Consider the following 22,699-nt stretch of genomic DNA (forward strand, 5'->3'; position numbering starts at 1 on the left):
GCCAGCCGGCGGCGAGGATAGCGCAACGCTTCGCCGCCAAGGCTCTGACCGGCCGCCCGCCCCGTCTCCCTGGCCGGGCGGCCGGGGACTGTATCGCTGAATGGCAGGGTTTTATCGGTTGAGAAAGCACGCTCACCAATTTGCGGCGCCGCGAGGTTCGCTCCCCCTTCTCCCCTTGTGGGAGAAGGTAGATCGGCGCGCAGCGCCGAGACGGATGAGGGGTGTTCCAGGGAACGCCGACGTCTCACTCCGCTGGAACACCCCTCATCCGGCCGCTTCGCGGCCACCTTCCCCCACAAGGGGGGGAGGGGAGGCGCAGCCATGACCGCCATCACCGCAACCTCCGCTCCCGCCCGCTCACGCATCGGCGTCAGCCGCCGGCAATGGGTGGGCCTGCTCTATGTCCTGCCGGCCGTCGCCCTGGTCACCGTCTTCTTTGTCATTCCGCTCGGCATGACCGCGTGGATGTCGCTGCACAACTGGCCGCTGATGGGCGAGCATGCCTTCATCGGCCTCGACAATTATTTCGCGATCCTGCGCGACACGCGCTTCTGGAATGCGCTGAAATTCACCTTCTACTACACGGTGATCGTCACCATCGCGATCTTCGCCGTCGCCTTCCCGCTGGCGATCTTCATCGAAAAACCGCGTCCGCTGACCAATCTCTACCGCACCGCCTTCTTCATGCCGGCGGTGGTCGGCTTCGCCTCGGCGAGCCTGCTCTGGTCCTGGCTGCTCAACGTCGATTCCGGCCTGTTCAGCCCGGCCGCTTATGATCTCGGCCTGACCGAAAAGAAGGTCAATCTTCTCGCCACCTTCCAGCCGGCCTTCTGGTCGATCATCGCCATGGTGGTCTGGAAGGTGGCCGGCTTCACCATGATCATCCTGATGACCGGCCTGCAGTCGATCCCGCAGGATCTGCAGGAGGCGGCGGTCATCGACGGGGCAGGGCCGTTCGCCAGGTTCCGGGCGATCACCTTGCCGCTGATGCGCCGCACGCTGGCGCTGGCGCTGATCCTCTCGGTCGCGGGCTCGATCCTCGCCTTCGACCAGTTCTACATCATCCTGCGCGGTGGCCCGCGCAACCAGACGCTGACGGCGGTCTACTGGATTTTCAACCAGTCCTTCGTCTCGTTCAAGCTCGGCTACGGCGCTGCACTTTCCATGGTGCTGCTCGCCATCCTGGTGGCGCTCAGCCTTATCCAGCTCTGGCTGCTGCGCAAGCCGGAAGGGCTCGACTGATGGCCGAGGCGATGTCGCAAAACCGCAAAATCGGCTTCAGCCTCGCCAGGCATTCCACCGGCGTCATCGCCTCGGTGCTGTTCCTGGCGCCGATCGTCTGGACGGTGCTGTCGACCTTCAAGCCGGCGCAGGAGGCGCGCCAGCCGCCGCTGCCGCCCTGGCCGACCACCGGCTTCTCGATCGAGAATTATCAGACGCTGAACTCCTTCGGCGACGGGCTCTGGGTCTCGGCGCAGAACAGCATCTATGTCTCAGTCATGACGGTGCTGCTCTCGGTGCTGGTCAGCGTGCTTGCCGGCTACGGTTTCTCGCGCTTCCGCTTTCCGTTGCGGGATTTCTTCTTCATCCTCATCCTGTCGACGATCATGATCCCGTTCCAGTCGATCCTGACGCCGATCTTCCTGGTGCTGACGAAGCTCGGCCTGCACAACACGCTGACGGGCCTGGTCTGCGTCTACGTCACGCTGCAGCTGCCGTTCTCGATCTTCATGATGCGCAACGCCTTCGACGCCGTGCCGCGCGAGATCGAGGAGGCCGCGCGCATGGACGGCGCCAACAATGTCACCATGCTCGTCAAGGTGATGCTGCCGCTGGTCTGGCCGGGCGTCGTCACCATTGCGCTGTTCGCCTTCCTCGGCGCCTGGAACGAGTTCCTGGCAGCGCTGGTGCTGATGACCGACCAGTCCAAATTCACCTTGCCGGTGATGATGACCGCGCTTCAGTCCGGCCGCTTCGGCGCCATCGACTGGGGCGCGGTGCAGGCCGGCGTCACGGTGATGATGGTGCCTTGCCTGATCCTGTTCCTGGCGCTGCAGCGCTTCTACATCCGCGGCCTGATGGCCGGGGCCGTCAAGTAATTCGAATGGAGTGAAATCATGACCGCATCGCAGCCCGCCGCGCAGACCGGCGCCTTCGCCAGGCCGAAGCTCGCTTTCCGGCCGCTTCCCGTGCCGCAGGTCGATGTCCGCGGCTTCTGGGGCGACCGTGTCGACGCGGTCGCCGCCAAGACCGCCGGCATCCTCTACGACCGTTGCGTCGAGGCGCGCATGCTGGAGCAGATCGATCCGGACGTGCCGTCGCCGGGCGTCGTCATCCCCTTCCATGTCAGCGACGGCTTCACGGCGCGCACCGTGACGACGCAGATGTTCTGGGATTCCGATTGGGGCAAGACTATCGAGACCGCGGCCTATTCGCTCTACCGGCGCCGCAACCCCGATCTGGAAAAGAAGATCGATGCCGTCATCGACATGTACGGCAAGCTGCAGCAGGAGGACGGCTATCTCTCCAGCTGGTACCAGCGCATCCAGCCCGGCCTGCGCTGGACCAACCTGCGCGACTGCCACGAGCTTTACTGCGCCGGGCATCTGATCGAGGGCGCCGTCGCTTACTTTCAGGCGACCGGCAAACGCAAGCTGCTCGACATCATGAGCCGCTATGCCGACCACATCGCCGACACTTTCGGGCCCGAGCCCGGCAAGCGGAAGGGATATTGCGGCCACGAGGAGATAGAGCTGGCGCTGGTCCGGCTCGCGCGCGCGACCGGCAACGACAAATATATGAAACTGGCTAAGTATTTCATCGACCAGCGCGGCCAGCAGCCGCATTATTTCGATGAGGAGGCGCTGGCGCGCGGCGCCGACCCCAAGGATTTCCACTTCAAGACCTATGAATACAACCAGTCGCACAAGCCGGTGCGCGAGCAGGACAAGGTCGTCGGCCACGCGGTGAGGGCGATGTATCTCTATTCCGGCATGGCCGACATCGCGACCGAATATGGCGACGATACGCTGAAGGTCGCGCTCGAGCGGCTCTGGGACGATCTTACGACGAAGAGCCTTTACGTCACCGGCGGTCTCGGTCCGTCGGCCGACAATGAAGGCTTCACCAACGACTACGACCTGCCCAACGAGACCGCTTATGCCGAGACCTGCGCTTCGGTGGGCCTGGTGTTCTGGGCAAGCCGCATGCTCGGCATGGGTCCGAACGCCCGCTACGCCGACATGATGGAGCGCGCTTTGTACAACGGCTCGATCTCCGGCCTGTCGCTCGACGGCTCGCTGTTCTTCTACGAGAACCCGCTGGAGAGCCGCGGCGGCCATCATCGCTGGAAGTGGCACCGCTGCCCGTGCTGCCCGCCCAATATCGGCCGCATGGTGGCGTCCATCGGCAGCTATTTCTACGGCCTCGCCGACGATGCGCTGGCGGTACATCTCTATGGCGATTCGACTGCGCGCTTCGAGATCGCCGGCCGGCAGGTGACGCTCGTCCAGACCAGCAGCTATCCCTGGGACGGCTCGGTCGCGATCGCGGTCGGGCCGGAGGCGCCCGTAGAGTTCACGCTTCACTTGCGCATACCCGCCTGGTGCCGCAAGGCGGCGCTTAGGGTCAACGGCAAGCTCGTCGATCTGGAAGCCGCGACGGTAGACGGCTATGCCGCGATCCGCCGCGAATGGCGCCAGGGCGACAAGGTCGAGCTCGATCTCGAAATGACGATGGCGCGCCTCTTCGCCAATCCGCAGGTGCGGCAGGACGTCGGCCGCGTGGCGCTCGCGCGCGGCCCGCTGATCTACTGCGTTGAGGAAACCGACAATGGCGGCGGGCTGCATCGCATCGCCTTGCCGCGCGAGGCAAGGCTCGAGGCCCATAAGGAGCCGAACCTGCTCGGCGGCATCGTCACGGTCTCGGCCATCGGCAGCAGGGCCGAGACCGAGAACTGGGGCGCCGATCTCTACCGCCCCGAACCGCCGGTGACGCAGGAGACGAAGCTCAAGGCGGTCCCGTATTTTGCCTGGGACAATCGCGATCCAGGCGAGATGCTGGTCTGGCTGAGGGAAGGGTAGAAGCGGCCTCTCTCAAAGATGCACGAAGGCCGTCAGCGGCAGGTGGTCGGAGGCGACGCGCGACAGCGGCGTGTCATGCGCCTCGACGCCTGAAACCAGGTCGTGCCGGTTGCCCATGATGCGGTCGAGCGCCAGCACCGGCAGGCCGGATGGGAAAGTCGGCACCGCCGGCGTCGGGCCGAAGGTCGTGTGCAGCGTGTTCAACGCCGAGCGGTTGCCGAGCCGCCATTCGTTGAGGTCACCCAGAAGCAGCGTCGGCCTCTCGTCGGCGCTGCTCATGATGTCGAGCACGACGCGGGCCTGTTCCGAGCGCGAGCGGCGCAGCAGGCCGAGATGGGCGGCAATGACGCGCAGCGACCGTTTCTCGTCGAGATCGATCTCGGCGACCAGCGCGCCGCGCGGCTCCAGTCCGGGCAGCTTGAGCTGGTGGACGTCGCGCACGGTGCCGCGCTTGAACAACAGCACATTGCCGCGCCAGCCATGCCCCTTGCCGTTGCCGCTGACCGGCACCGGCACCAGCCCCGTTTCCAGCTCCAGGCGGGCCAGGTCGAGCAGCCCGGCCCTGTCGCCGAAGCGGTTGTCGGCCTCCTGCAGCGCGATCACGTCGGGGCTCATTTCGCGGATGACCCGCGCCGTCCGTTCGGGGTCGAATCTGCGGTCGGTGCCGATGCATTTGTGGACGTTGTAGGAGGCGACGACGATCTCCGTGTCGTTGACGCGCTTGCGCGGCGTCGCCTTCGCCTTGCGCGCGCTTCTGCTGCGGATCGAGAGCAGCACGGTCTCAGGCAGGCTGCGTCCTTTGATGTCGTCTATCTCCATGATCCCGATGCTCGATTTCCTGCTCTAAAGATAGGGCGATCCCAGCCACAGCAAACGGTCGAAGACGCGGATTGCGAACGGCCTTGCCTTCAGCGTCTGCAGCGTCACCGGCTGGGCGGTCGAGATGGCGGCCGCGATGCGGGCGTCGATCTCGGCGGCGAAGTTTTTGTCCAGCACTTCCAAGTCGATCTCGAAATTCAGCCTCAGCGAGCGGGCGTCCAGATTGGAAGAGCCGACATAGGCCCACACGCCGTCGATCGCCATCAACTTCGAATGGTCGAAAGCGCCGTCGTGGCGCCAGACGCGGCAATAGTGCTTCAAAACCTGGTCGAACTGCGCCGTCATCGCATGGTCGACGAGAAAGAGGTTGTTCACCGCCGGCACGACGATGTCGATTTCGACGCCGCGCCGGCCGGCCGTGGTCAGCGCGCTGATGAACTCCCGGTCCGGCAGGAAATAGGGCGACATGATGCGGATCGATTTGCGGGCGACCGAAAACGCTCCCATCAGCAGCTTGAGATTGGTTTCGTTGGACGCGTCCGGCCCGGTCGCGACCGCGCGCACCAGCATCGGCTGCCCTGGCGGCGGCACGACACGCTCGACCTGCCAGGGTCCGTCCTTCAGGGCTTCGTTGCCGGCGAAGCGCCAGTCCTCGGCGGCCACCGAGAACAGATCCGCCACCACCGGCCCGGTGACCTCGAAATGGGTGTCCCGCGAACTGTCGGAACCGGCGAGCTCGGCCGAGAATCCCTTGCGGATGTTCATGCCTCCCGTGAACGCCACCGTGCCGTCGATAATCAGTATCTTCCTGTGGGTCCTGAGATTGGCATAGGGAAGTCTCAGGCCCATGACGATGTTGCCGTTGAAGAGATCGACCGTGACGTCGGCCTCCCTGAGCTGCTTCAGGATGCTGGGCACCGAATAGCGCACGCCGACGGCGTCGATCAGCACGCGCACGGTGACGCCGCGCTTGACGGCATTGCCGAGCGACTGGACGAAAAGCGCCCCGACCGCATCATTGTCGAAAATATAAGTTTCCAGAAGCACGCTTCGTTGCGCCGCATCGATCGCCCGGCACATCGCCGTATAGGCCTCGTCGCCTGTCTTGAGCACGGCGATGGTGTTTCCCGAGGTGAGCGGGCGCCGCGCCACCCTGTCGCCAAGCGTCTTCAGCCCGGTGAAACGCTGGCCGAATTCGGCGTTGATCAAGCCTTCCAGCGCGACGTCCCGGTCATGCCTGGCGGCAGCGGCCTCGGGCGAGACCGGCCGCATGGCGCTGATCGTCGCGCGGCGGATCCGGTTGATGCCGGCAATGGCGTAGATGATCGCGCCGAGGAAAGGCGACAGAAGCATCACGCCCACCCAGCCGGTGGCCGCGCGCACGTCTTCCTTCGTCATGATGGCGTGGACGATGCCCACCGCCGCCATCGCCAGCGACAGGATCAGGATAAGCGTCGACCAGTGACTCGCAATCGCCTCGAACATCGGCCCGACTATTGTGCGAGCCGGCGCGGAAGGCAATGCGCCAGGTCAAAGCGGTCCAGGGGCAGGCACGCAGCGGTTCCGTCCGGAGCCGAAAGGAGATACCGAGTGCCGCCAGGGACAGTCAGCGGCTCATCTCATATTGCTGAATGCGGCTTCCGACGGCCATCCCTGTGGGCGTGTTGGACCCGCGCTTCGAGCCTCATCTCGGCCAGGCCCACCTGGCTGCTCCGCTCCTCGCCGTGTCGGGCGTTCCGCCATGCGCGATGGAAGATCATCGCCATGAAGGCCACCATCGCAATCTGACCGACAGGAATGAAGGTCGTCATGGTCAGCACGCGGGCCAACAATGGTGTGGCCCAGATGACCGCGAGAGCCGTTTTCTCCCAGGGGAGGTAACCTTTTTCCAGCCCATGGGCGATAACGAAGGCCAGCGCCGGCCCGAGCAACATCATGTCATAGTCCAGCGCATAGGGCGTCGACAGAAGAGCGCCGGTCATCAGCGCGGCGGCCGCCAGCCGGCGGTCGGCACGGCTGAACCACATCCAGGCGACGATGGCGGCACAGCCTAAGGCGGAAACGGCCTGCGCTACATAGGCGAGCGGAACCGAGCCGCCCCACATTCGCGCCGCCGAGAAAATCGTTTGAATCTTATACCAGCCCGTCGCGCCCTGTTCGGAAATGACCACGCGCGAGAAATGCATCATGTCGAAGAAACCGCGCCAGGCTTCCCAGCCAAAGGCCAGCATCGTTCCCAGCGTCATCGCGACGATCGTTGCCCCGGCGGCGACGATCGCGCGCCATTGGCCGCCGGCGAGAAGCGCGATGGGAATGAGCAAACCGAACTGTGGCTTATAGGCAAGCAAGCCGAACAGGATGCCGGCCACGACAGGCCGTCGTTCCAGCGCCAACAATGCCAGAGCCATCAAGCCGGCGCTGAGGAAGCCATTGTGTCCATGGCCGACGTTGATAAAGACCGCGGGAAAGGCCGCCGCTACCAGTAAGCAGTCCTGGAAAGGTGCGATGCGCCGCACGGCCGCCAGATAAAGCAGCAAGGTCGAGGCCTGCCACACCAGTAGCGAGAAGGCATAGGGGAGCAGGGCGAATAATGCGGCGACGACCAGGAAATAGGGCGGATAACCCCAGTGAAAGAAGCCCGACGTAGGCGAGAAATACTCCTGCTGCCGGCGCGCATGCGCCGCGTTGTCGAACGGTTTTTCCGGATGGCCTTCAAGCACGAAGCGCCCCGCCGTCCAGACTTGTGAATAGTCGGTGCCCAACGGACGATCAAAGCGATCGACGCGGCCATTCGAGGTCACGAACAGGAAGGCCATCGCTGCGACGTAAAAGACCAGCAAGGTGGCAGCGATGAAACGGACCCGCTCGCGGGTCAGCCAATCGCCGGTGCGAAGATGTTCGAGCATGGTCCGGATCCGGCGTCGGCACCCGCCGACAGCCGAACCTGCACCGCTTTGCCTAAGATTCGATTGACGAGGGAAACCCGTTCAGAGGCTCAGCCTGGCTATCGGTTGTAAGGGCGGTGCTCTCGCCAGCGATGGAGAGGACGCCAGACAGGTTACCGCCATGGCGGAGCGGCCGGCATCTCAGGTCGCGGCTTCGGTCGGCTACGCGAGCGCGGCTCAGTTCAGCCGCGACTTCAAGCGGCATTTTGGACGCACGGCTTCTGAGGAGATGAGCTGGATCCGTCGCCATCTGGGCGAGCTCGCCTCGGAAGAGTAGTCCGCTATTGCCGCTCAGCGGTCACGGGTCGGCATAGTGTCGCGGCGCGCTAGAGCCGGTCGGCAAGGCCGCCGGCCTAAAGCTTCCTGAAGAAGCCCGACAGAATGTTCGGACCTGCTTCGCCTGGCCGTAGCCTGATCCCGTCCTCGAAGCAGTTCAGCGTCACGCATTCGAAACCGTTGGCCGCGAGGAGCGCCACCAGCGAGTCGCGGTCGAAGTGATGCAGGTGCTCGTTGGGCAGACGCATGCGCCATTTGGCGAACCACGCGTCGCCCTCGGCGCCGAGCTCGCGCCAGCGGCAATAGGGGACGGCGACAGCCAGGTGGCGGGCCTGAAGCCGGGAAAGGAAGCCGAGATCGGGGATGTGCTCCAGCACGTCGAACATGGCGACGAGGTCCCAGGCGCCGGCGAGCGCCTCATCCCAATCGACGAAGCGGACACCCTTGGGCAGTGGGAATTCAGCGATATCGCAGCCGGCGCAATCGGCGACGCCGGTTATCTTCGCGGCTTCGATGAACGTGCCCGTGCCATATCCGATTTCCAGCACGGAATGAGGAATCTCGCCGGTGATGCCAAGCACCCAGCCAAGCCGCTGATAACCGAGCTTGATGGTCCGGTCGCTCAGGTCTTCATAATAGGAGATATATTTCTTGTCGTATTTGATCGGTGTGAAGTCGATCTGGTGGATCACGCCGAACCTGTCCACCTCATAATTGTCCAACATTGTCCGCGCGGCCTCCGGGTGCCGAATTCCTTATAAGTCAATTGCACGCAGCCACGGTTCTAAGCGCTTCGGCTCGGGAAGGTGCGGGCAAATTTCCGATCCGTCGAACAGAAGCGTAGAACCTCGGGTAGTCGCCGGAGCACAAGTCGAACAAGCGAAGAAACGCCGGGACCTGTTCGCCGTAGACAGCGGTCGCGGCGAGCTTTGCGTTGTTGATAGGGCTATCGAACCAGGCATCATATCCCCGGTATCCGGCCCATCGCCTGTCGCGCATTTGCCGGTAGCGCATCCGCAGCCTGTCGATGGCGGCTGCTTTGGCGGCCGTCATCTGCTGCGGGCTGCGGGGACTTCCATAGACCTGCCTCAGCTCATCCCGGGTTTTCGATATCAGTCCGAGAAAATCGGCCTTGCGCTTGCGATCGATTTCGTAGCTGCGCAATCCGGCGCGATTGCCGGTGGCGCGGAGCCATTTCCTCGTACCGGTGGTTTCGACGGAAACCGCGAAAGCCTCGTTGAATGTGGAGTCGCCGTTCACATAGACTTTCTGATGCGCCAGCTCATGGAAAATAAGGCTTGCGAGATAGGTGTCGTCCTGACGCAGCATGGTGCTGAGCAGCGGATCGCTGAACCAGCCCAGCGTGGAATATGCGGTGACGCCCGACACATAGACGTCCAGCCCCTGCCGCTGCAGTTCAGCAGCACTTTCGAGCGCGTCTTTGCGCGAAAAATATCCCTTGTATGGAACGCAGCCGAAGACTGGAAAGCACCAAGTTATCGGCGCAAGCGAGAATTGCGGCGCAGCAAACACGGCCAAGGTCACATTGTTCCGACCGACGTCGACATAACTGCGGTAGCTGTTGTTATCGGGCAGCGCCAGCTCTTCCGTGGCAAAGCGGCGTATGGCGCTGGCGGAGGTCAATTTGGCGCGCAACGCCTGTGGCGTCGACGGATCGCGGATCAGTCTTCCAACATTCTTGCGCGCGGCCATGATCTCGACATGGCCCTCCAACGACTGCGCGTAGTAGGAAATGCTGGTACATCCAGTCACGCCGGACGCCAGGATCGCCGCGGCAAGCAATCGAAAAACGCGCTTCACAGCTTGCTCACCGCGTGCCCGTCTCCCATGGAGCAAATGCCTGCTCCCGTGTCTCAGGCGCGCCTGTTTTCGTCAAGACCTGGAGGGGCAGAGTCGGACTTTAGATTGCTCAGCGGCCATCACCCCCGCCGCGCCGCCAACCGCAGCCACGGCGCCAGATGGAACGCTGCCATCAACAGATACATCGGCACCATGCCGCTGAGCGCCGAGGCGCCCGACATGCACATCATGTCCTGGCCGCCATAGGCCGCCGTGAGCAGCGCCATCGTGGCGAAGGTCGGCGTCGCGGCGAGGCAGAGCCAGTCGGCGAGGCTGAAGCCGATCAGGCCGTTTGGGCGAGGGGCAGGATTGTCGATGCTCATGATATCCACCTTCTGATGCGGGCAGGGTTCGAGCCCGTTGGAACAAGCGCGAGGCGATCGGCTCCGGCGGCGCGCGGTTTGCGCCGCCGGAACCGCTTCACGCTCAGGCGTTCTTGTTGCGGAACGCCGCTTCGCCGGCATCCGAGACCTCGACCCATCTCTGGTCGGGGGCGGCGCCTTCCTCATAATTGTCGTGCCAGTTCCACCATTTGTAGGTCTGGGTCTGCGGATAGCCCTCGGGCGAATCCTCCCATACCTCCTGGCGCCCGAGCGGGGTGACGTCGAGATAGCTCCAGACGGTGCCAAAGGCTTCGTCGCCGCGGTTGTTGACGAAATAAGTGCGGAAGATGCGCTTGCCGTCATGGATGAAGACGTTGTGGCCATGCCATTCGTCGACGCCGAAATCCTTATCCCAGCTGTCGGTGATGGTGTACCAGGGCATCTTCCAGTCCATGCGCTGCTTCAGCCGCTGGATGTCGGCCTGTGGCGCGCGCGAGGCATAGGCAAGCGTGGTGTCGCGGGCGTTGAGATGCGCGAGGTTGCCGACCTGGTCGGCGCCGAGCGAGCAGCCGCGGCACGCATGTTCGGGCCAGCCATAGACGCCGGGCTCGAAGAAGGCGCGGTAGACGACGAGCTGGCGGCGGCCTTCGAAGAGGTCGAGCAGGCTCATCTTGCCGTTCGGACCTTCGAACACATAGTCCTTCTTGACTTCCATCCACGGCATGCGGCGGCGTTCGGCGGCCAAAGCGTCGCGGGCGCGGGTGAGCGCCTTTTCCTTCACGAGCATCTCTTCATAGGCGCCTTCCCACGCTTCCTGCGAAACGACCGGCGGTGTCTTCATATGTTGGGTCATTGCTCTTGTCCCGTTCTTGGGTTTGGTTGGGGTGACGAGGACAGACATAGGACAGCGCACTGCGATGGTGAGAGTTACAAGTGTGACGCGATTTGCTGCGGCGGGCGCTGAGACGGTGGCATGGATTCGCTGATCAATGCCGCCGGCCGCGCGCTTGCCGCGGGCGATCCGCTCGGCGCCTTGAAGCGCGTTGCGCTGCGCGACGACGCGCCGGCGCTGGCCCTGCGCGGCATCGCGATGGCGCAGCTCGGTGATTTCGCCAAGGCCAAGGCACTGCTGAAGGACGCCGCCCGCGCCTTCAGTCCGAGGGAGGCGGTGGCGCGCGCCCGCTGCGTCGTCGCCGAGGCCGAGATCGCGCTGGTCTCGCGCGACCTCGGCTGGCCGGAGAAGGCGCTGCGGTCCGCCCGCGCGACGCTCGCCGCGCATGGCGACCGGCTGAACGCCGCCTATGCCGGCAGCCTCGAGGCGCGCCGCCTCATCCTGGTCGGCCGCCTCGACGAGGCCGAGCGCCTGCTTGCGGACTTCGATCCGACGCCGCTGCCGCCGGTGGCGCGCGTCGCGCATGAACTGGCCGCGGCTGGCATCGCCGTCCGGCGCCTGAGAACAAAGGCGGCGCGCTCGGCATTCGGCCGGGCATCGCTTGCCGCCTATCAAGCCAACATCCCGGCATTGAAGGCCGAAGTCGAAGCGGCGTCCCTGGTGCTGAACACGCCGGTGGGCCGGCTGATCGCGCGCGGCGCGGAGAAAGAGTTGCTGCTCGACGAGGTCGAGGCGCTGCTGGGGTCCGGCGCGCTGGTCATCGATGCTTGCCGCAACGTCGTGCGCGAAGGCGGCGCCGTGGTCTCGCTGGCGACCCGGCCGGTGCTGTTTGCGCTGGCGCGCACGCTCGCCGAAACCTGGCCGGCGGATGCCTCGCGCGAGACATTGCTGAGGCGCGCGTTCCGCGCGAGGCACGCCGACGAGTCGCACCGCGCGCGGCTCAGGGTCGAGATGGGGCGGCTCCGCGCCGAGCTCGCCGGCTTGGCCGAGATCAACGCAACAACAGGTGGCTTTGCGTTGACGCCGCTGAACGCCGCCGAGATCGTCCTGCTGGCGCCGCCGGTCGAGGATGAGCATGGCGCGGTGCTTGCCTTCCTGACCGATGGCGAGGCCTGGTCGAGCTCGGCGCTGGCGATCGCGCTTGGCGCCAGCGCGCGCACCGTGCAGCGGGCGCTGGAGCAGTTGTCGGCCGAGCACAAGGTGCAGGCGGTGGGCCGCGGCCGGGCGCGCCGCTGGATGATGCCGCCGGTCACCGGATTCCCGACTGTCTTGTTACTCCCCGGTCCGCTGCCGAGCGACTAGTTTGCCGGTACTCGGCATCGAGGGAGAGACGTCATGAAACTGATCAGATTAAGAGCGCCCGGCGGCCTGGAACAACTCACGCTGGTCGAGGAAGATCGGCCCGAGCCCGGACCGGGCGAGTTGCTGGTCCGAATCCGGGCATGCTCGCTGAACTTCCACGACAGCATGGTTGCAACGGGCAAAAAGCCCTGCGCCGACGGCCGCATTCCGCTGTCCGATGGTGCTGGCGAGGTGATTGCCGTCGGAGAGGGCGTCGACGCATTCGAGACCGGCGATGCCGTTGTCAGCTGCTATTGGCCCAATTGGCTTGGTGGCGAGGCTACGCCTGCCACCAAGCAGGGCGAACCGGGCGATGATGTCGATGGCTATGCAAGGGAATATGCCTCGATGCCGTGGCATGCTTTCACGAAAGCGCCGGCGGGTTACACCCATATGGAGGCGGCTACACTCAGTTGCGCCGGGGTAACCGCCTGGAGGGCACTGGTGGTGTGCGGTCAGGTGAGGGCTGGCGATACGGTGCTGGTCCTCGGCGCGGGCAGCGTGTCGTTGTTCGCGCTGCAGTTCGCCAAGATGGCGGGCGCCCGTGTCATCGCGACATCTTCCTCCGATGACAAGCTCGAAAAGCTCAGGCGGCTCGGCGCCGATCATCTTATCAATTACAAGGCCGTGCCGGACTGGGGCCGGAAGGCCAGGGACCTGACCGATGGACGCGGTGTCGATCACGTGGTCGAGGTCGGCGGCCCCGGCACGCTGGCGCAGTCGATAACGGCTTGCAGGATGGGCGGCCATATCGCGCTGATCGGCGTGTTGACCGGCTTTGCCGCAGAAGTGTCGATCCCGGCGCTGTTTTCCAATCAGATCCGCATCAATGGAATTTCCATCGGCAGCAGAGCTGACCAGGAAGATATGATCCGGGCGATAACGGCCAACGGCCTGAGGCCTGTTATCGGCCGCAGCTTTCCGCTGCGCGATATTGCCTCGGCTTTCCGGGCGTATAAGAGCCAGAAGCATTTCGGCAAGGTCTGCATCGAGCTTTGAGGCGGTTCATAAATTCCCGACTGTGTTGTTGCTCCCAGGTTTGCAGCAGAGCGGCTAAAGTCGAAGCTGACACAAGAGACCGATGAGGATTGGAAGATGAAAAGAGCCGCTGCCGAGATCCTGCGCGAATATGGACCCTTTCCGGACGCCGAGCGCGTCAATGGCGTCACCTACGATGGCAAGAATGTCTGGTTTGCCACCGGCGACAAGTTGAAGGCCCTCGACCCGGAGAGTGGCACCATCGTGCAATCGATCGACGTCGCCTCGCATGCCGGAACCGCTTTCGACGGCGAGCACCTCTACCAGATCGCCGAGGACCGCATTCACAAGGTCGACCCCAAGACCGGCGAGGTCGTCGCCACCATTCCCGCACCGGGCAATGGCGGCGATTCAGGTATGGCCTGGGCCGAAGGTTCGCTCTGGGTCGGCGAATACAGGGCCCATAAGATCCACCAGATCAATCCTGAAACGGGTGAGGTGATCCGTAGCATCGAGTCGAAGCGCGTCGTCACCGGCGTCACCTGGATCGACGGCGAACTCTGGCATGCCACTTGGGAAGGTGAGGAGGGCGATCTGCTGCGCATCGATCCCGAGACGGGTGACGTGCTGCAGGAGGTAGCGATGCCCTCCGGTGTGTCGGGACTGGAATCCGATGGCGACGGCTGCTTCTTCTGCGGCGGCGGCAGCAGCGGCAAGATCAGGGCCGTGCGCCGGCCGGGATACGACGCTAGCAAATAACGGATGGCCGGAACGGGCGGCCCGGTCAGGCCGCCTCGCGTGCCGGCCGGGTCATGGACTTGCTGGAGGCCTTGGCGGCTGTCGGCCTGTCGAAATGCGCCCAGGCCGGCCGCTCGAACAGGAAGGTGCCGAAGCCGACGCGCTGGACGATGAAGTAGAGCACCACCGGGCTTATGACCGAGACCAGCAGCACCGCCAGGCTGAGCATGCCGGTATCGGTGAGGAGACCGCTCGCCAGCATGACGCCCCGGAAGATCGACATCGGGATGGTGAAGGCGACATAGACGACCAGCGAATGCTCGCCGAGCCAGCGCAGCCATTCCATGGAAGCGAATTTCGACAGGAAACCGCCGGCAACGCAGAGCGCCACGGCGCCGGCGACGGCAAGCGACAGATGCAGCGGCGGCCATGCCGCCAGTCCCATCTGCATGCCGACCGGCTGCATGGCATAGCCCGGCGAATAGACGAGCAGGCCGTTGACGATCGCCCAGGCGAGCAGGCCGAGAACGGCGATCGCCGGCCGTGCCTGCGTCCACTCCACCAGCCGGAATATCGGCGGCGCGAGCACGAAGCCGAGATAGAAGAACACGAAATAGGCCGCGAACTGCTCAAGCGCGTAGCTGTCCGGCTTCGGCGCCCACATTTGCAGCGCAGCCGCAGCCAAGATGACGACCCAGTGCGGCACGCGAAGCTCGCGCAGCACGCGGATGACGATCCCGAACACCGCCAGCATGTAGATGAACCACAACACGCCGTATGGCTGGACGGCGGCCATCGCGAGATCATGCAGCATGCCGGCGGGGTCGCGGCTGAAGATGCCGATCTTCAGTCCGATCGAGATGATCGCCCAAAGCACGTAGAAATAGAGGTAGTGGACGACGCGGCGGTCGATATAGCGCCGCCATGGACGGTCGATCACCTGCGACAGGAACAGGCCCGAGATCAGGAAGAATTCCGGCATCCGGAACGGCGTCGCGAAGCCGATGACATAATGCAGGAAGCCGGCGCCGCCGGTATATTCGCCGGTGTTGTAGGCGGCATACATCATCACCACCAGAATGATGGAAAGACCTTTTGCCGTGTCCACCCACGGCATGCGGTTCGGGTTGCTCATGAACGATCTCGAGGAAATGTACCTGTTCAGATTGTAGCGGACAGGCACATCCCGCGCAGCTTCAAGCTTCCATTAACGTAAACACGGCCTTCGTTTCCGAGGCGGTCTCAACGATCGCCCGATGTCGGAACCACGGTGGCGGAACGCGGCTCGCGCATCGTTACCGCGACGATCGCGCCCGACAGGAAGGTCAATGCGGCAATGGCCGCGATCGCCGCAACGAAGCCGAAGAAGTCGGCGATCAGGCCGGCGGACAGCGCCCCGATCGCATAGCCGAGGTCGCGCCAGAAGCGATAGACGCTGAGCGAGCGCGCCCGCCAGGAAGGGTGCGATGCGTCCGACACCGCCGCGATCAGGCACGGATAGACCATTGCCGTGCCGAGGCCGAGCAAAAGGCTGGCCAGCAGCCACCAGCCGAATTCGCGCATCATGGCGGTGGTGAGAAGCCCCGCCGCCTGCACCCACATGCCGGCGACGATCAGCCCCTTGCGGCCCCAGCGGTCGCTCAACGGCCCGGTCGCGACCTGGAGGATGCCCCACACCGCCGGATAGACCGCCTTGAGAATGCCGATGCGCTCGATGCCGAGCCCATTGGCAACGAAGAAGAGCGGAAACAGCCCCCAGCTCATGCCGTCGTTGAGGTTGTTCACCAGGCCGGCCTGCGAGGCTGCGAACAGATTGCGGTCCCCGAACGAGGTCAGCATGAAGATCTCGCGGAAGCTGAGCGGGGAAGCTTGTCTTGGATGGTTGGCCAGCTCCAGCCGCAGATGCTCGCGCGTGTCGCGCACGAGCAGGATCGACAGCGCCGCACCCAGGATCGCGTAGCCGGCGCCGAGATAGATCGGCACGGGACGAAAGCCGTAGCGGCTCGCAAGATAGCCGGTCAGGAAAGCGGTGACGCCGACGGCGAGGTAGCCGGCGAATTCGTTGAGGCCGACGGCGAGCCCGCGCGACTTCGGTCCGACCAGGTCGACCTTCATGATCACGGTCATCGACCACGCGAAGCCCTGGTTGATGCCGAGCAGCGCGTTGGCGGCGACGATCCAGCCCCAGCTCGGCGCCCAGATGATGATGAAGGGCACCGGCAGGCCGAACAGCCAGCCGAGGATCAGGACGCGCTTGCGGCCCCATCTGTCGGCAAGCTGGCCAGAGACGAGGTTGGCGCAGGCCTTGACCACACCGAAGCTGACGATGAAGGAGACGACCAGAGTGGTCGAGGCAACGCCGAACTCCTCCGCGCCGATCAGCGGGACGACGGTCCGTTCGATTCCGACCATGCCGCCGACGAAGGCGTTGATCAGCACCAGGAGCGAAAACTGCTTCCAGTTGGCCTTGAGGCCGAGCGCGACGGCAGACGCCGCTATGTTCAAGATTTCGCTCCGGCGTTGACGGCCCGGGTCCGGGCGGCCTGCGGCGGCGGGGGAGGGATGTCGGCGGTCATGGCTGCGACGAACTCACCCTCATCCTCGATGCGGAACGCCTTGTTGAAGCGTCGCTCGAAGCCGATGGTCGATGTAGGCTTACCGCTCAGCGAGCGGCCGCAGACCGAGCCCGAATAGGCGCCGGGCAGCACCTCGATATGATCGGGCAGTTCCTTCAGGCGGCGCACGCTGGCATAAAGCGCGCGCGCCCCGTCCTCGGCGCTTGAAGCAAGCTCGGTGCGGCCGAGATCGCCGACCATCAGCGTGTGCCCGGTGAGCACGAACCAAGGCTCGGCCGACCGCGTCCGGTCGGTGACCAACAGGCTCAGATGCTCCGGCGTATGGCCCGGTGTATGCAAGACCGTCGCCGTGACATTGCCGAGCTCGAGCACCTCGCCATCCTTGACACGCCGGAACGGGAAGCCTGCTTCGGCCCCTTCGAACAGCACGTATTCTGCGCCCGTCGCCTCGGCCAACGAGCGTCCGGCCGAGATGTGGTCGGCATGGATATGCGTGTCGACGACATAGAGGATGCGCATGCCGGTCGCGCGCGCCGCATCAACATAGGGCGCGATGTCGCCGACCGGGTCGACCACGGCCGCGGAAGCCTTGCCGCCGCAGCCGAACAGATAGGAGGCGGCAACCGGATCGTTGTGCAGGAACTGCCTGAGAATCATCGCTTTTCCTCCGAACGAGCGGCTGCGCCCCGGGGAGCCGCTCTGCTTGACAGCAATGGTCGAAACCGTCATTCAATTATTCCATTGAATGACGGCAGAAAGGTCGATGTCAATCCGCAATCCGAAACAGGCGCTGTACGAGCAGTTCGCGATCGTCGCCAAGGCGCTCGGGCATCCGCTGCGCCTGGAAGTGATCGAGCATCTGGCGCAAGGCGCGCGCAGCGTCGAGGCGCTCGCGGCGAAGCTCGGCCGGCCCGTCGCCAACATCTCGCAGCATCTGCAGGCGCTGCGCCGCGCCGGCATCGTCTCGGCCGAGCGCGACGGCAAGTTCGTGCATTATTGGCTGGCCGATGACAGCGTGCTTTCCGCGTTCGCCGCCGTGCGCGGCGTTGCCGAGCGGCAGCTCGCCGAGGTCGACCGCATCGTGCGCCGCTATTTCGACGCGCGCGACGACATGCGACCAGTCACGCGCGACGAGCTTCAGACGCTGATGCGCGACGGACTGGTGACGCTGATCGATGTGCGCCCGGCGGACGAGTTCGCGCTCGGCCATGTGCCCGGCGCCATCAATGTCCCGCTGGGAAAAGTCAGGGCCTGGTCAGCCGACGCCGCTATCGGCCGCGAAATCGTCGCCTATTGCCGCGGCCCGTGGTGCGTGATGTCCTTCGAGGCGGTGGCCGCGCTGCGTTCGGTCGGGCATGCGGCGCGCCGGCTGGAGGACGGCATGCCGGAATGGAAGGCGGCCGGCCTGCCGGTGGAAGGGGCGGCCTGATGATGGCCCGCCGACGTGCCACTGAGCGCCAGTTGCAGACCCTTGATGGCAACATCGCGACGCCTTAAGCGAAGCCGTGAGCGGATTGGCAGGTCTCCAACCCTTTTCCGCAACGCCAGACCCCTGGCAAACCATCTCGACCGCTTAGTAGGTGATCTTCGGGTAACCAGTCGGTCCCGCGACCTCCCGGCGTCCAGTCCAGGACGTTCCACAGCATCATCAGGTCCGGCTCGGTTGTCGGGTCTTTGCCTGGATCGGCTGACTCGAAACCCAGCTCCGCCCCCCGAAGTGCCGAATGGTTCCGTCGTGCGATACCCAGACTGTCGTATAAACGGCACTTTATTGCGCTTCGTAGAGTTCCAACGGCAATCCATCCGGGTCGCTGAAGAAGGTGAAGCGCCGATCCGTATATGGGTCTATCCGGATTGGCTCCACGGCAACGCCGGCGGCTTCCAGGCGCGCAACTACGAGGTCAAGGTTCCCCACAGCAAACGCCAAGTGCCGCAGCCCTGTCGCCTCTGGATAAGACGGCCGCGGCGCTGGGGCAGGGAAGGAAAATAATTCCAGCTGGGCGGATCCGATCCGCAGGTCGGCCTTCCAGGACTGCCGCTCCTCCCGATAGACCTCGCGGATCAGGTCCAGGCCGAGGAGCTCGACATAGAACCGTCGCGACCGATCGTAGTCGGTGCAGATAAGCGCGACGTGGTGAATGGCGTCCAGCATCTTCGAACTCTAGCCAAGCTGGGCCTTGGGGCCAAGGTCACCACGTTGTTGCTGTCATCGCTGGCAGGATCGCCTTATCGTTTCGGGTCAGAGCCTAACATCCAGACGGCGGGCAACCGTGCTGACCGTGGCTCGCTTGGTTGCAGGCGGGCCTGCTGTCCTGCGGGGCATCAGGATCGTCCGCGTGTTTACCAAAGTCGAGATAGGCTGGGGTTCGTAGATACGTTCACACGGGGAAACCGGCCTTTCTGAAGCCCGACGTGAAAAGCTCAAGGGCGACTTGATCGGTGAACGGGAGACCTGAAATCAGCCGGACAGTCAGCTCGTGTTTCCTTGTCAGTGCTTCCTCGACCTCAGCGCGCGCCTTCTCCATCTCGCCCAAATGTGCGTATGACGCTGCGAGGAAGGCATGGATGAAGAAATGGTCACCGGCCTTCCGATACGAAGCGACAGCTTCCGAGTACCTTCCAAGCAGGAACAGAGAGCTGCCCTTCACCTCCCAGAACCACACCGGAGGTAACGGCTCGCGCAGGAGCGCGGTTTCGAGCACGTTGAGTGCCGTCTCGGCCCGTCCGCCGTAGTTGAGCCAGCTTGCGTAATCCCCCGCTATATTCGTCTAGCGGGTTCAACGAGCGCGCGAGCTCAAAATGCACTCCTGCATCGCTATGCTGGCGCATGTGTGTAAGCACCAGCCCCATGCTCTGGTGACAGACGCCATCGCTTCTGTCGAGAGAGAGCGCCGTCCGTGCCGAGTCCCAGGCCTTCTGTAGCGTCCGCGGATCATTGTCGTACCAAAATCTGCCGACGAGGGCCTGCGCGAGGAAGGCGTGGGCTTGAGCGAATGTTGGATCGAGATCGACAGACCGGACGAAGAGGGGCTCAGACTTTTCCAGTTCATATCGGTAAAAGTGCGCGCGCCCCTGCAGGTAGTAGTCGTATGCATCCCAATCGGCGGGTGGCTTGCGTCTGGTACGGGTCGCCGATTCCGCCTCCGCTTGCCCTTCGACCATCGAGGCGATAAGCGCCGCAACCTCGTCTTGCAACGCGAAGATGTCGTTAAGGGCCCGATCGTAGCGTTGGGCCCATAGATGGGTGCCGGTGGCGGCGTCGATCAGTTGTGTGGTGATCCGAATGCGATCACCGAGTTTTCTTATGCTGCCTTCGACGAGATAGCGAACTCCGAGTTTGCGATGTACTTCGGCAATGTCCATTGCCGGATGGCGAAATTGAAAAGACGAATTGCGCGCGATGACGAGGAGAGAGCGAAACCTGGCCAGCTCCGTGATTATGTCCTCGGTTATGCCGTCGCTGAGATACTGCTGGTCCTGATCGCCGCCCAGATTGGCAAAAGGCAGCACCGCGATCGAAGGCTTGCCGGACGGCGGTATCGGTTTGTAGGGCGCGCTCGCCACCGGCTTGACAGTCCCGGTGAAGCGGTAGCCGACGCGAGGCACCGTGGCGATCCACTCACCGCCATTATCAGCCGGACCGAGTGCCTTTCTTAGAGTCGCGATTTGAACGGTAAGGTTGCCTTCCTCGACGGCGGTTCCCGGCCAGGCAGCGTCCAGCAGTTCGGCCTTGGTCAGGATCTCGCCGGGCCGTGCCGCAAGCGCAGCAAGCAGCGTCAGTCCCCGATGCCCAACAGCGACCGGGATCTCCTCTCTAAGGAGCGTCCCGATGTCGGGGTCGAGTACGAACGGACCAAAAGCGATGCGAGTCCCGTGCATGCAGGCATAGTAGACGTTTCGGAAATTTCGGAACAGTTCCGGCGCCGCGCAAATCTAACGGCGAACTTTCCGGGAAAGTGCGTCATCAATTTGCTATGGCGCAACTCTGCTCATGGCGCCAGCGCTGCCGATGCCCGCCTTTGGGTTCGGTTCAAGGGCGGGACAATCACGCAACCAGCCAGCCTTCTCGATTGGCGTGGGAGGCTCTCTGTTGTCGGCATTACGCAGCCGCCCCGCCGGAGCGTCGCGCTCCAAAAGGGCTGACCTCAATAACCGAGAATTGGCGCTCGTACTCCACTGCAAGTTTTACAGGCGCAACTTTTCTACGCGAAGAGGAAGTCTAATTCGGTGATGTGAGCTGCCGCCGTCCACCGCCACGTTTAGGTCGATTGTACCGGCGTCGTCGCTGAAACCGACAATGAGCCCGCTGCTTCCGGTGTCGACTTTCACCACTGCTCCTTCGGCGGATATGTTGTGTGCGTGAAGATAGTCGAGAGCTGCCTGAGAGGAGGTCCGCTTAGTACCGGGAGCGTACCTCTGTCCGCATACGTGTATCTCACTATCAGGTGTTGGGGGGGCGACTTGTGCGCCGCCCCTCACTGTAGGTTACACCAGAGCGCCGAAGAGGAAGTCCGCCTGTGTGATATGCGCCGCCGCCGACGCGCTTACCGACACGTTGAGGTCGAGAGTGCCGGCGTCGTCGCTAAAACTGACGAGGTCGACGGCAGAACCGTCGATGACCTTTACTACTGTACTCTCGACAGAGAGATTGTGCGCGTGGAGATAATCGATAGCCGACTGTGCCGAGTTAAAGTTGGGGCCTTGCAGGAACGCGGTGTCGTGAGTGTCCCTCAGGTCGAACTTATCGTCACCGTGTTTGAAGTCGGTGATGACGTCATGTTGGCCAGCGACGAAGGTGTGGCTGTGGAAGACGAAGGTGTCGTTACCCCCGCCGCCCGTCAGGGTGTCGCTGCCGGAATTGATCGAGAAATTTGCCCTACCCCCTTCGATGGTGTCGTTGCCGGCCCCACCGTTGATGGTGTCGTCACCGATAAACCCGACGATGGTGTCGTTGCCCCCGTCACCGTACAGGAAGTTAGCTCTGCCGGACGGGAGAAACATGACGTCACCTTCGATATAATCATCACCGGCACCGCCGTGGATGGTGTCGGTGCTGTTGTGATTCATAGCGCCGTTGTCGCCGTAGAGGGTGTCGTTGCCGGCCCCGCCGTTGATAGTGTCCTGGCCCTCGCTGCCGGTGATGGTGTCGTTGCCAGCGTCGCCATTGAATATGCCGCCGTCACGGCCGGCCCTGATAAAATCGTTGCCGCCACCGCCATTGACTATGTCGACACCGGGGGAGTAGTGGGCTTGGCTGTCGTCACTGGTATAAATGGCGTCATCACCGGCCCCGCCGTTGATGATATCGTTACCGTCACCGGCTCTGATAAAGTCGTTACCGTCACCACCTTTGATGGTGTCGTCGCCGGCGTTGCCGTAGAGGGAATCGTCGCCGGCGTCACCGGCAATAGAATCGCTACCGTCACCGCCTTCAATCCAATCGTCACCGCCGCCGCCGTACATGAAATCGTTGCCGCCGCCGCCGAGAAGATGGTTGAGGAGATCGTCGCCGATCATTCGGTCTGAGAATTCCGAGCCGGTGTAAACACGGAGATAATCCCCGGTGGGGTTGGTGAAGTCGGTGGTGTAGGCGATGCCGTTACTGCCGGCGAAGTAAGCGGACTCGTCGACGACTGTCGCGCTCGGGGGGTTCTCTTCGAGCTGCACTGTGTGGTTATGCAAGTTCAGGTCGACGCTGGCCGCCGACAGTGAGAAATCGGGGCCGATTGTTATAATTACTGGATTTTTCGCCACGGTATTTCCTCCCTACTGCACACACAATTGTGCGATTTATAACCCTATAGTGTGGGTATGGACATAAATGAGCGAGGTGTAGACTTGTGTCTTTAATCTGGATCCTCCCTTGTTG

At 63.6% G+C, this 22,699-nt stretch carries 20 protein-coding genes and 1 pseudogene; 8 read left to right on the forward strand and 13 right to left on the reverse strand.

Features of this window, described 5'->3' with window-relative positions:
• Positions 1–321 precede the first annotated feature (321 nt).
• Genes LB535_RS11850 through LB535_RS11860 form a run of 3 tightly spaced genes read left to right on the forward strand, consistent with a single transcriptional unit; the run spans position 322 to position 4,082 of the window.
• Complete coding sequence (locus tag LB535_RS11850) at positions 322–1,242, forward strand: carbohydrate ABC transporter permease (protein WP_224632287.1); 921 nt, start codon at positions 322–324, stop codon at positions 1,240–1,242.
• Positions 1,242–2,099 carry a carbohydrate ABC transporter permease gene (locus tag LB535_RS11855; RefSeq protein WP_224632288.1) on the forward strand — a complete coding sequence of 286 codons (858 nt, stop codon included), beginning with the start codon at positions 1,242–1,244 and terminating at the stop codon, positions 2,097–2,099. The genes LB535_RS11850 and LB535_RS11855 overlap by 1 nt, the downstream gene beginning before the upstream one ends.
• A gap of 18 nt (positions 2,100–2,117) precedes the next feature.
• Positions 2,118–4,082: a glycoside hydrolase family 127 protein gene (locus tag LB535_RS11860; RefSeq protein WP_224632289.1), complete on the forward strand. Its 1,965-nt coding sequence runs from the start codon at positions 2,118–2,120 to the stop codon at positions 4,080–4,082.
• A gap of 12 nt (positions 4,083–4,094) precedes the next feature.
• Here LB535_RS11860 and LB535_RS11865 read toward each other — a convergent pair whose 3' ends face one another.
• The 3 genes from LB535_RS11865 to LB535_RS11875 all read right to left on the reverse strand — a co-directional run bounded on the left by LB535_RS11865 (position 4,095) and on the right by LB535_RS11875 (position 7,717).
• A complete protein-coding gene (locus tag LB535_RS11865; RefSeq protein ID WP_181170758.1) occupies positions 4,095–4,901 on the reverse strand; it encodes an endonuclease/exonuclease/phosphatase family protein in 807 nt (268 codons plus the stop codon).
• A 24-nt stretch (positions 4,902–4,925) separates the two neighbouring features.
• On the reverse strand, positions 4,926–6,386 hold the full coding sequence (locus LB535_RS11870; RefSeq protein WP_224632290.1) for a phospholipase D-like domain-containing protein: 1,461 nt from the start codon (positions 6,384–6,386) through the stop codon (positions 4,926–4,928).
• A 134-nt stretch (positions 6,387–6,520) separates the two neighbouring features.
• The gene (locus LB535_RS11875) at positions 6,521–7,717 is read right to left on the reverse strand and encodes a glycosyltransferase family 87 protein (protein WP_224632291.1); all 1,197 of its coding nucleotides are present in this window, start codon (positions 7,715–7,717) and stop codon (positions 6,521–6,523) included.
• 229 nt (positions 7,718–7,946) lie between these two features.
• On the opposite strand from LB535_RS11875, the pseudogene LB535_RS11880 reads away from it, so the two are divergent.
• A pseudogene (locus LB535_RS11880) lies at positions 7,947–8,123 on the forward strand (helix-turn-helix domain-containing protein); the annotation flags it as partial.
• A gap of 76 nt (positions 8,124–8,199) precedes the next feature.
• Here LB535_RS11880 and LB535_RS11885 read toward each other — a convergent pair.
• From LB535_RS11885 to LB535_RS11900, 4 genes are all read right to left on the reverse strand, one after another.
• Entirely contained in the window at positions 8,200–8,847 is a 648-nt protein-coding gene (locus tag LB535_RS11885) for a class I SAM-dependent methyltransferase (protein ID WP_224632292.1), read from the reverse strand.
• Positions 8,848–8,884: 37 nt separating this feature from the next.
• Entirely contained in the window at positions 8,885–9,943 is a 1,059-nt protein-coding gene (locus LB535_RS11890; RefSeq protein ID WP_224632293.1) for an aminopeptidase, read from the reverse strand.
• 119 nt (positions 9,944–10,062) lie between these two features.
• Positions 10,063–10,305 carry a hypothetical protein gene (locus LB535_RS11895; RefSeq protein WP_411962551.1) on the reverse strand — a complete coding sequence of 81 codons (243 nt, stop codon included), beginning with the start codon at positions 10,303–10,305 and terminating at the stop codon, positions 10,063–10,065.
• Positions 10,306–10,408: 103 nt separating this feature from the next.
• Positions 10,409–11,158 carry a DUF899 domain-containing protein gene (locus LB535_RS11900; protein ID WP_095767840.1) on the reverse strand — a complete coding sequence of 250 codons (750 nt, stop codon included), beginning with the start codon at positions 11,156–11,158 and terminating at the stop codon, positions 10,409–10,411.
• A 120-nt stretch (positions 11,159–11,278) separates the two neighbouring features.
• Between LB535_RS11900 and LB535_RS11905 the strand changes: the two genes are divergently transcribed.
• From LB535_RS11905 to LB535_RS11915, 3 genes are all read left to right on the forward strand, one after another.
• Positions 11,279–12,499, forward strand: coding sequence for a helix-turn-helix domain-containing protein (locus tag LB535_RS11905; protein ID WP_224632294.1), 1,221 nt, complete (start codon positions 11,279–11,281; stop codon positions 12,497–12,499).
• 33 nt (positions 12,500–12,532) lie between these two features.
• The gene (locus LB535_RS11910) at positions 12,533–13,537 is read left to right on the forward strand and encodes a zinc-dependent alcohol dehydrogenase family protein (RefSeq protein ID WP_224632295.1); all 1,005 of its coding nucleotides are present in this window, start codon (positions 12,533–12,535) and stop codon (positions 13,535–13,537) included.
• Between the two features lie 96 nt (positions 13,538–13,633).
• Positions 13,634–14,275: a DUF5074 domain-containing protein gene (locus LB535_RS11915; RefSeq protein WP_224632296.1), complete on the forward strand. Its 642-nt coding sequence runs from the start codon at positions 13,634–13,636 to the stop codon at positions 14,273–14,275.
• Positions 14,276–14,300: 25 nt separating this feature from the next.
• On the opposite strand, the gene LB535_RS11920 is transcribed toward LB535_RS11915, so the two are convergent.
• The 3 genes from LB535_RS11920 to LB535_RS11930 form a co-directional block, all read right to left on the reverse strand.
• Positions 14,301–15,389, reverse strand: coding sequence for an acyltransferase family protein (locus LB535_RS11920; RefSeq protein WP_224632297.1), 1,089 nt, complete (start codon positions 15,387–15,389; stop codon positions 14,301–14,303).
• Positions 15,390–15,496: 107 nt separating this feature from the next.
• Complete coding sequence (locus LB535_RS11925; RefSeq protein WP_224632298.1) at positions 15,497–16,759, reverse strand: MFS transporter; 1,263 nt, start codon at positions 16,757–16,759, stop codon at positions 15,497–15,499.
• A complete protein-coding gene (locus LB535_RS11930) occupies positions 16,756–17,487 on the reverse strand; it encodes an MBL fold metallo-hydrolase (protein ID WP_140840913.1) in 732 nt (243 codons plus the stop codon). The genes LB535_RS11925 and LB535_RS11930 overlap by 4 nt, the downstream gene beginning before the upstream one ends.
• A gap of 106 nt (positions 17,488–17,593) precedes the next feature.
• On the opposite strand from LB535_RS11930, the gene LB535_RS11935 reads away from it, so the two are divergent.
• Positions 17,594–18,259 (forward strand): ArsR/SmtB family transcription factor, encoded by a 666-nt coding sequence (locus LB535_RS11935; protein WP_224632299.1) that lies wholly within the window; start codon positions 17,594–17,596, stop codon positions 18,257–18,259.
• Positions 18,260–18,598: 339 nt separating this feature from the next.
• On the opposite strand, the gene LB535_RS11945 is transcribed toward LB535_RS11935, so the two are convergent.
• The 3 genes from LB535_RS11945 to LB535_RS11960 form a co-directional block, all read right to left on the reverse strand.
• The gene (locus tag LB535_RS11945; RefSeq protein ID WP_224529348.1) at positions 18,599–18,982 is read right to left on the reverse strand and encodes a VOC family protein; all 384 of its coding nucleotides are present in this window, start codon (positions 18,980–18,982) and stop codon (positions 18,599–18,601) included.
• Between the two features lie 425 nt (positions 18,983–19,407).
• Positions 19,408–20,709 (reverse strand): winged helix-turn-helix domain-containing protein, encoded by a 1,302-nt coding sequence (locus LB535_RS11955; protein WP_224632301.1) that lies wholly within the window; start codon positions 20,707–20,709, stop codon positions 19,408–19,410.
• Positions 20,710–21,315: 606 nt separating this feature from the next.
• Entirely contained in the window at positions 21,316–22,584 is a 1,269-nt protein-coding gene (locus LB535_RS11960) for a calcium-binding protein (RefSeq protein ID WP_224632302.1), read from the reverse strand.
• Positions 22,585–22,699: the final 115 nt, after the last annotated feature.

The sequence above is a fragment of the Mesorhizobium sp. CA10 genome, from assembly GCF_020165285.1.
Lineage (GTDB): Bacteria > Pseudomonadota > Alphaproteobacteria > Rhizobiales > Rhizobiaceae > Mesorhizobium.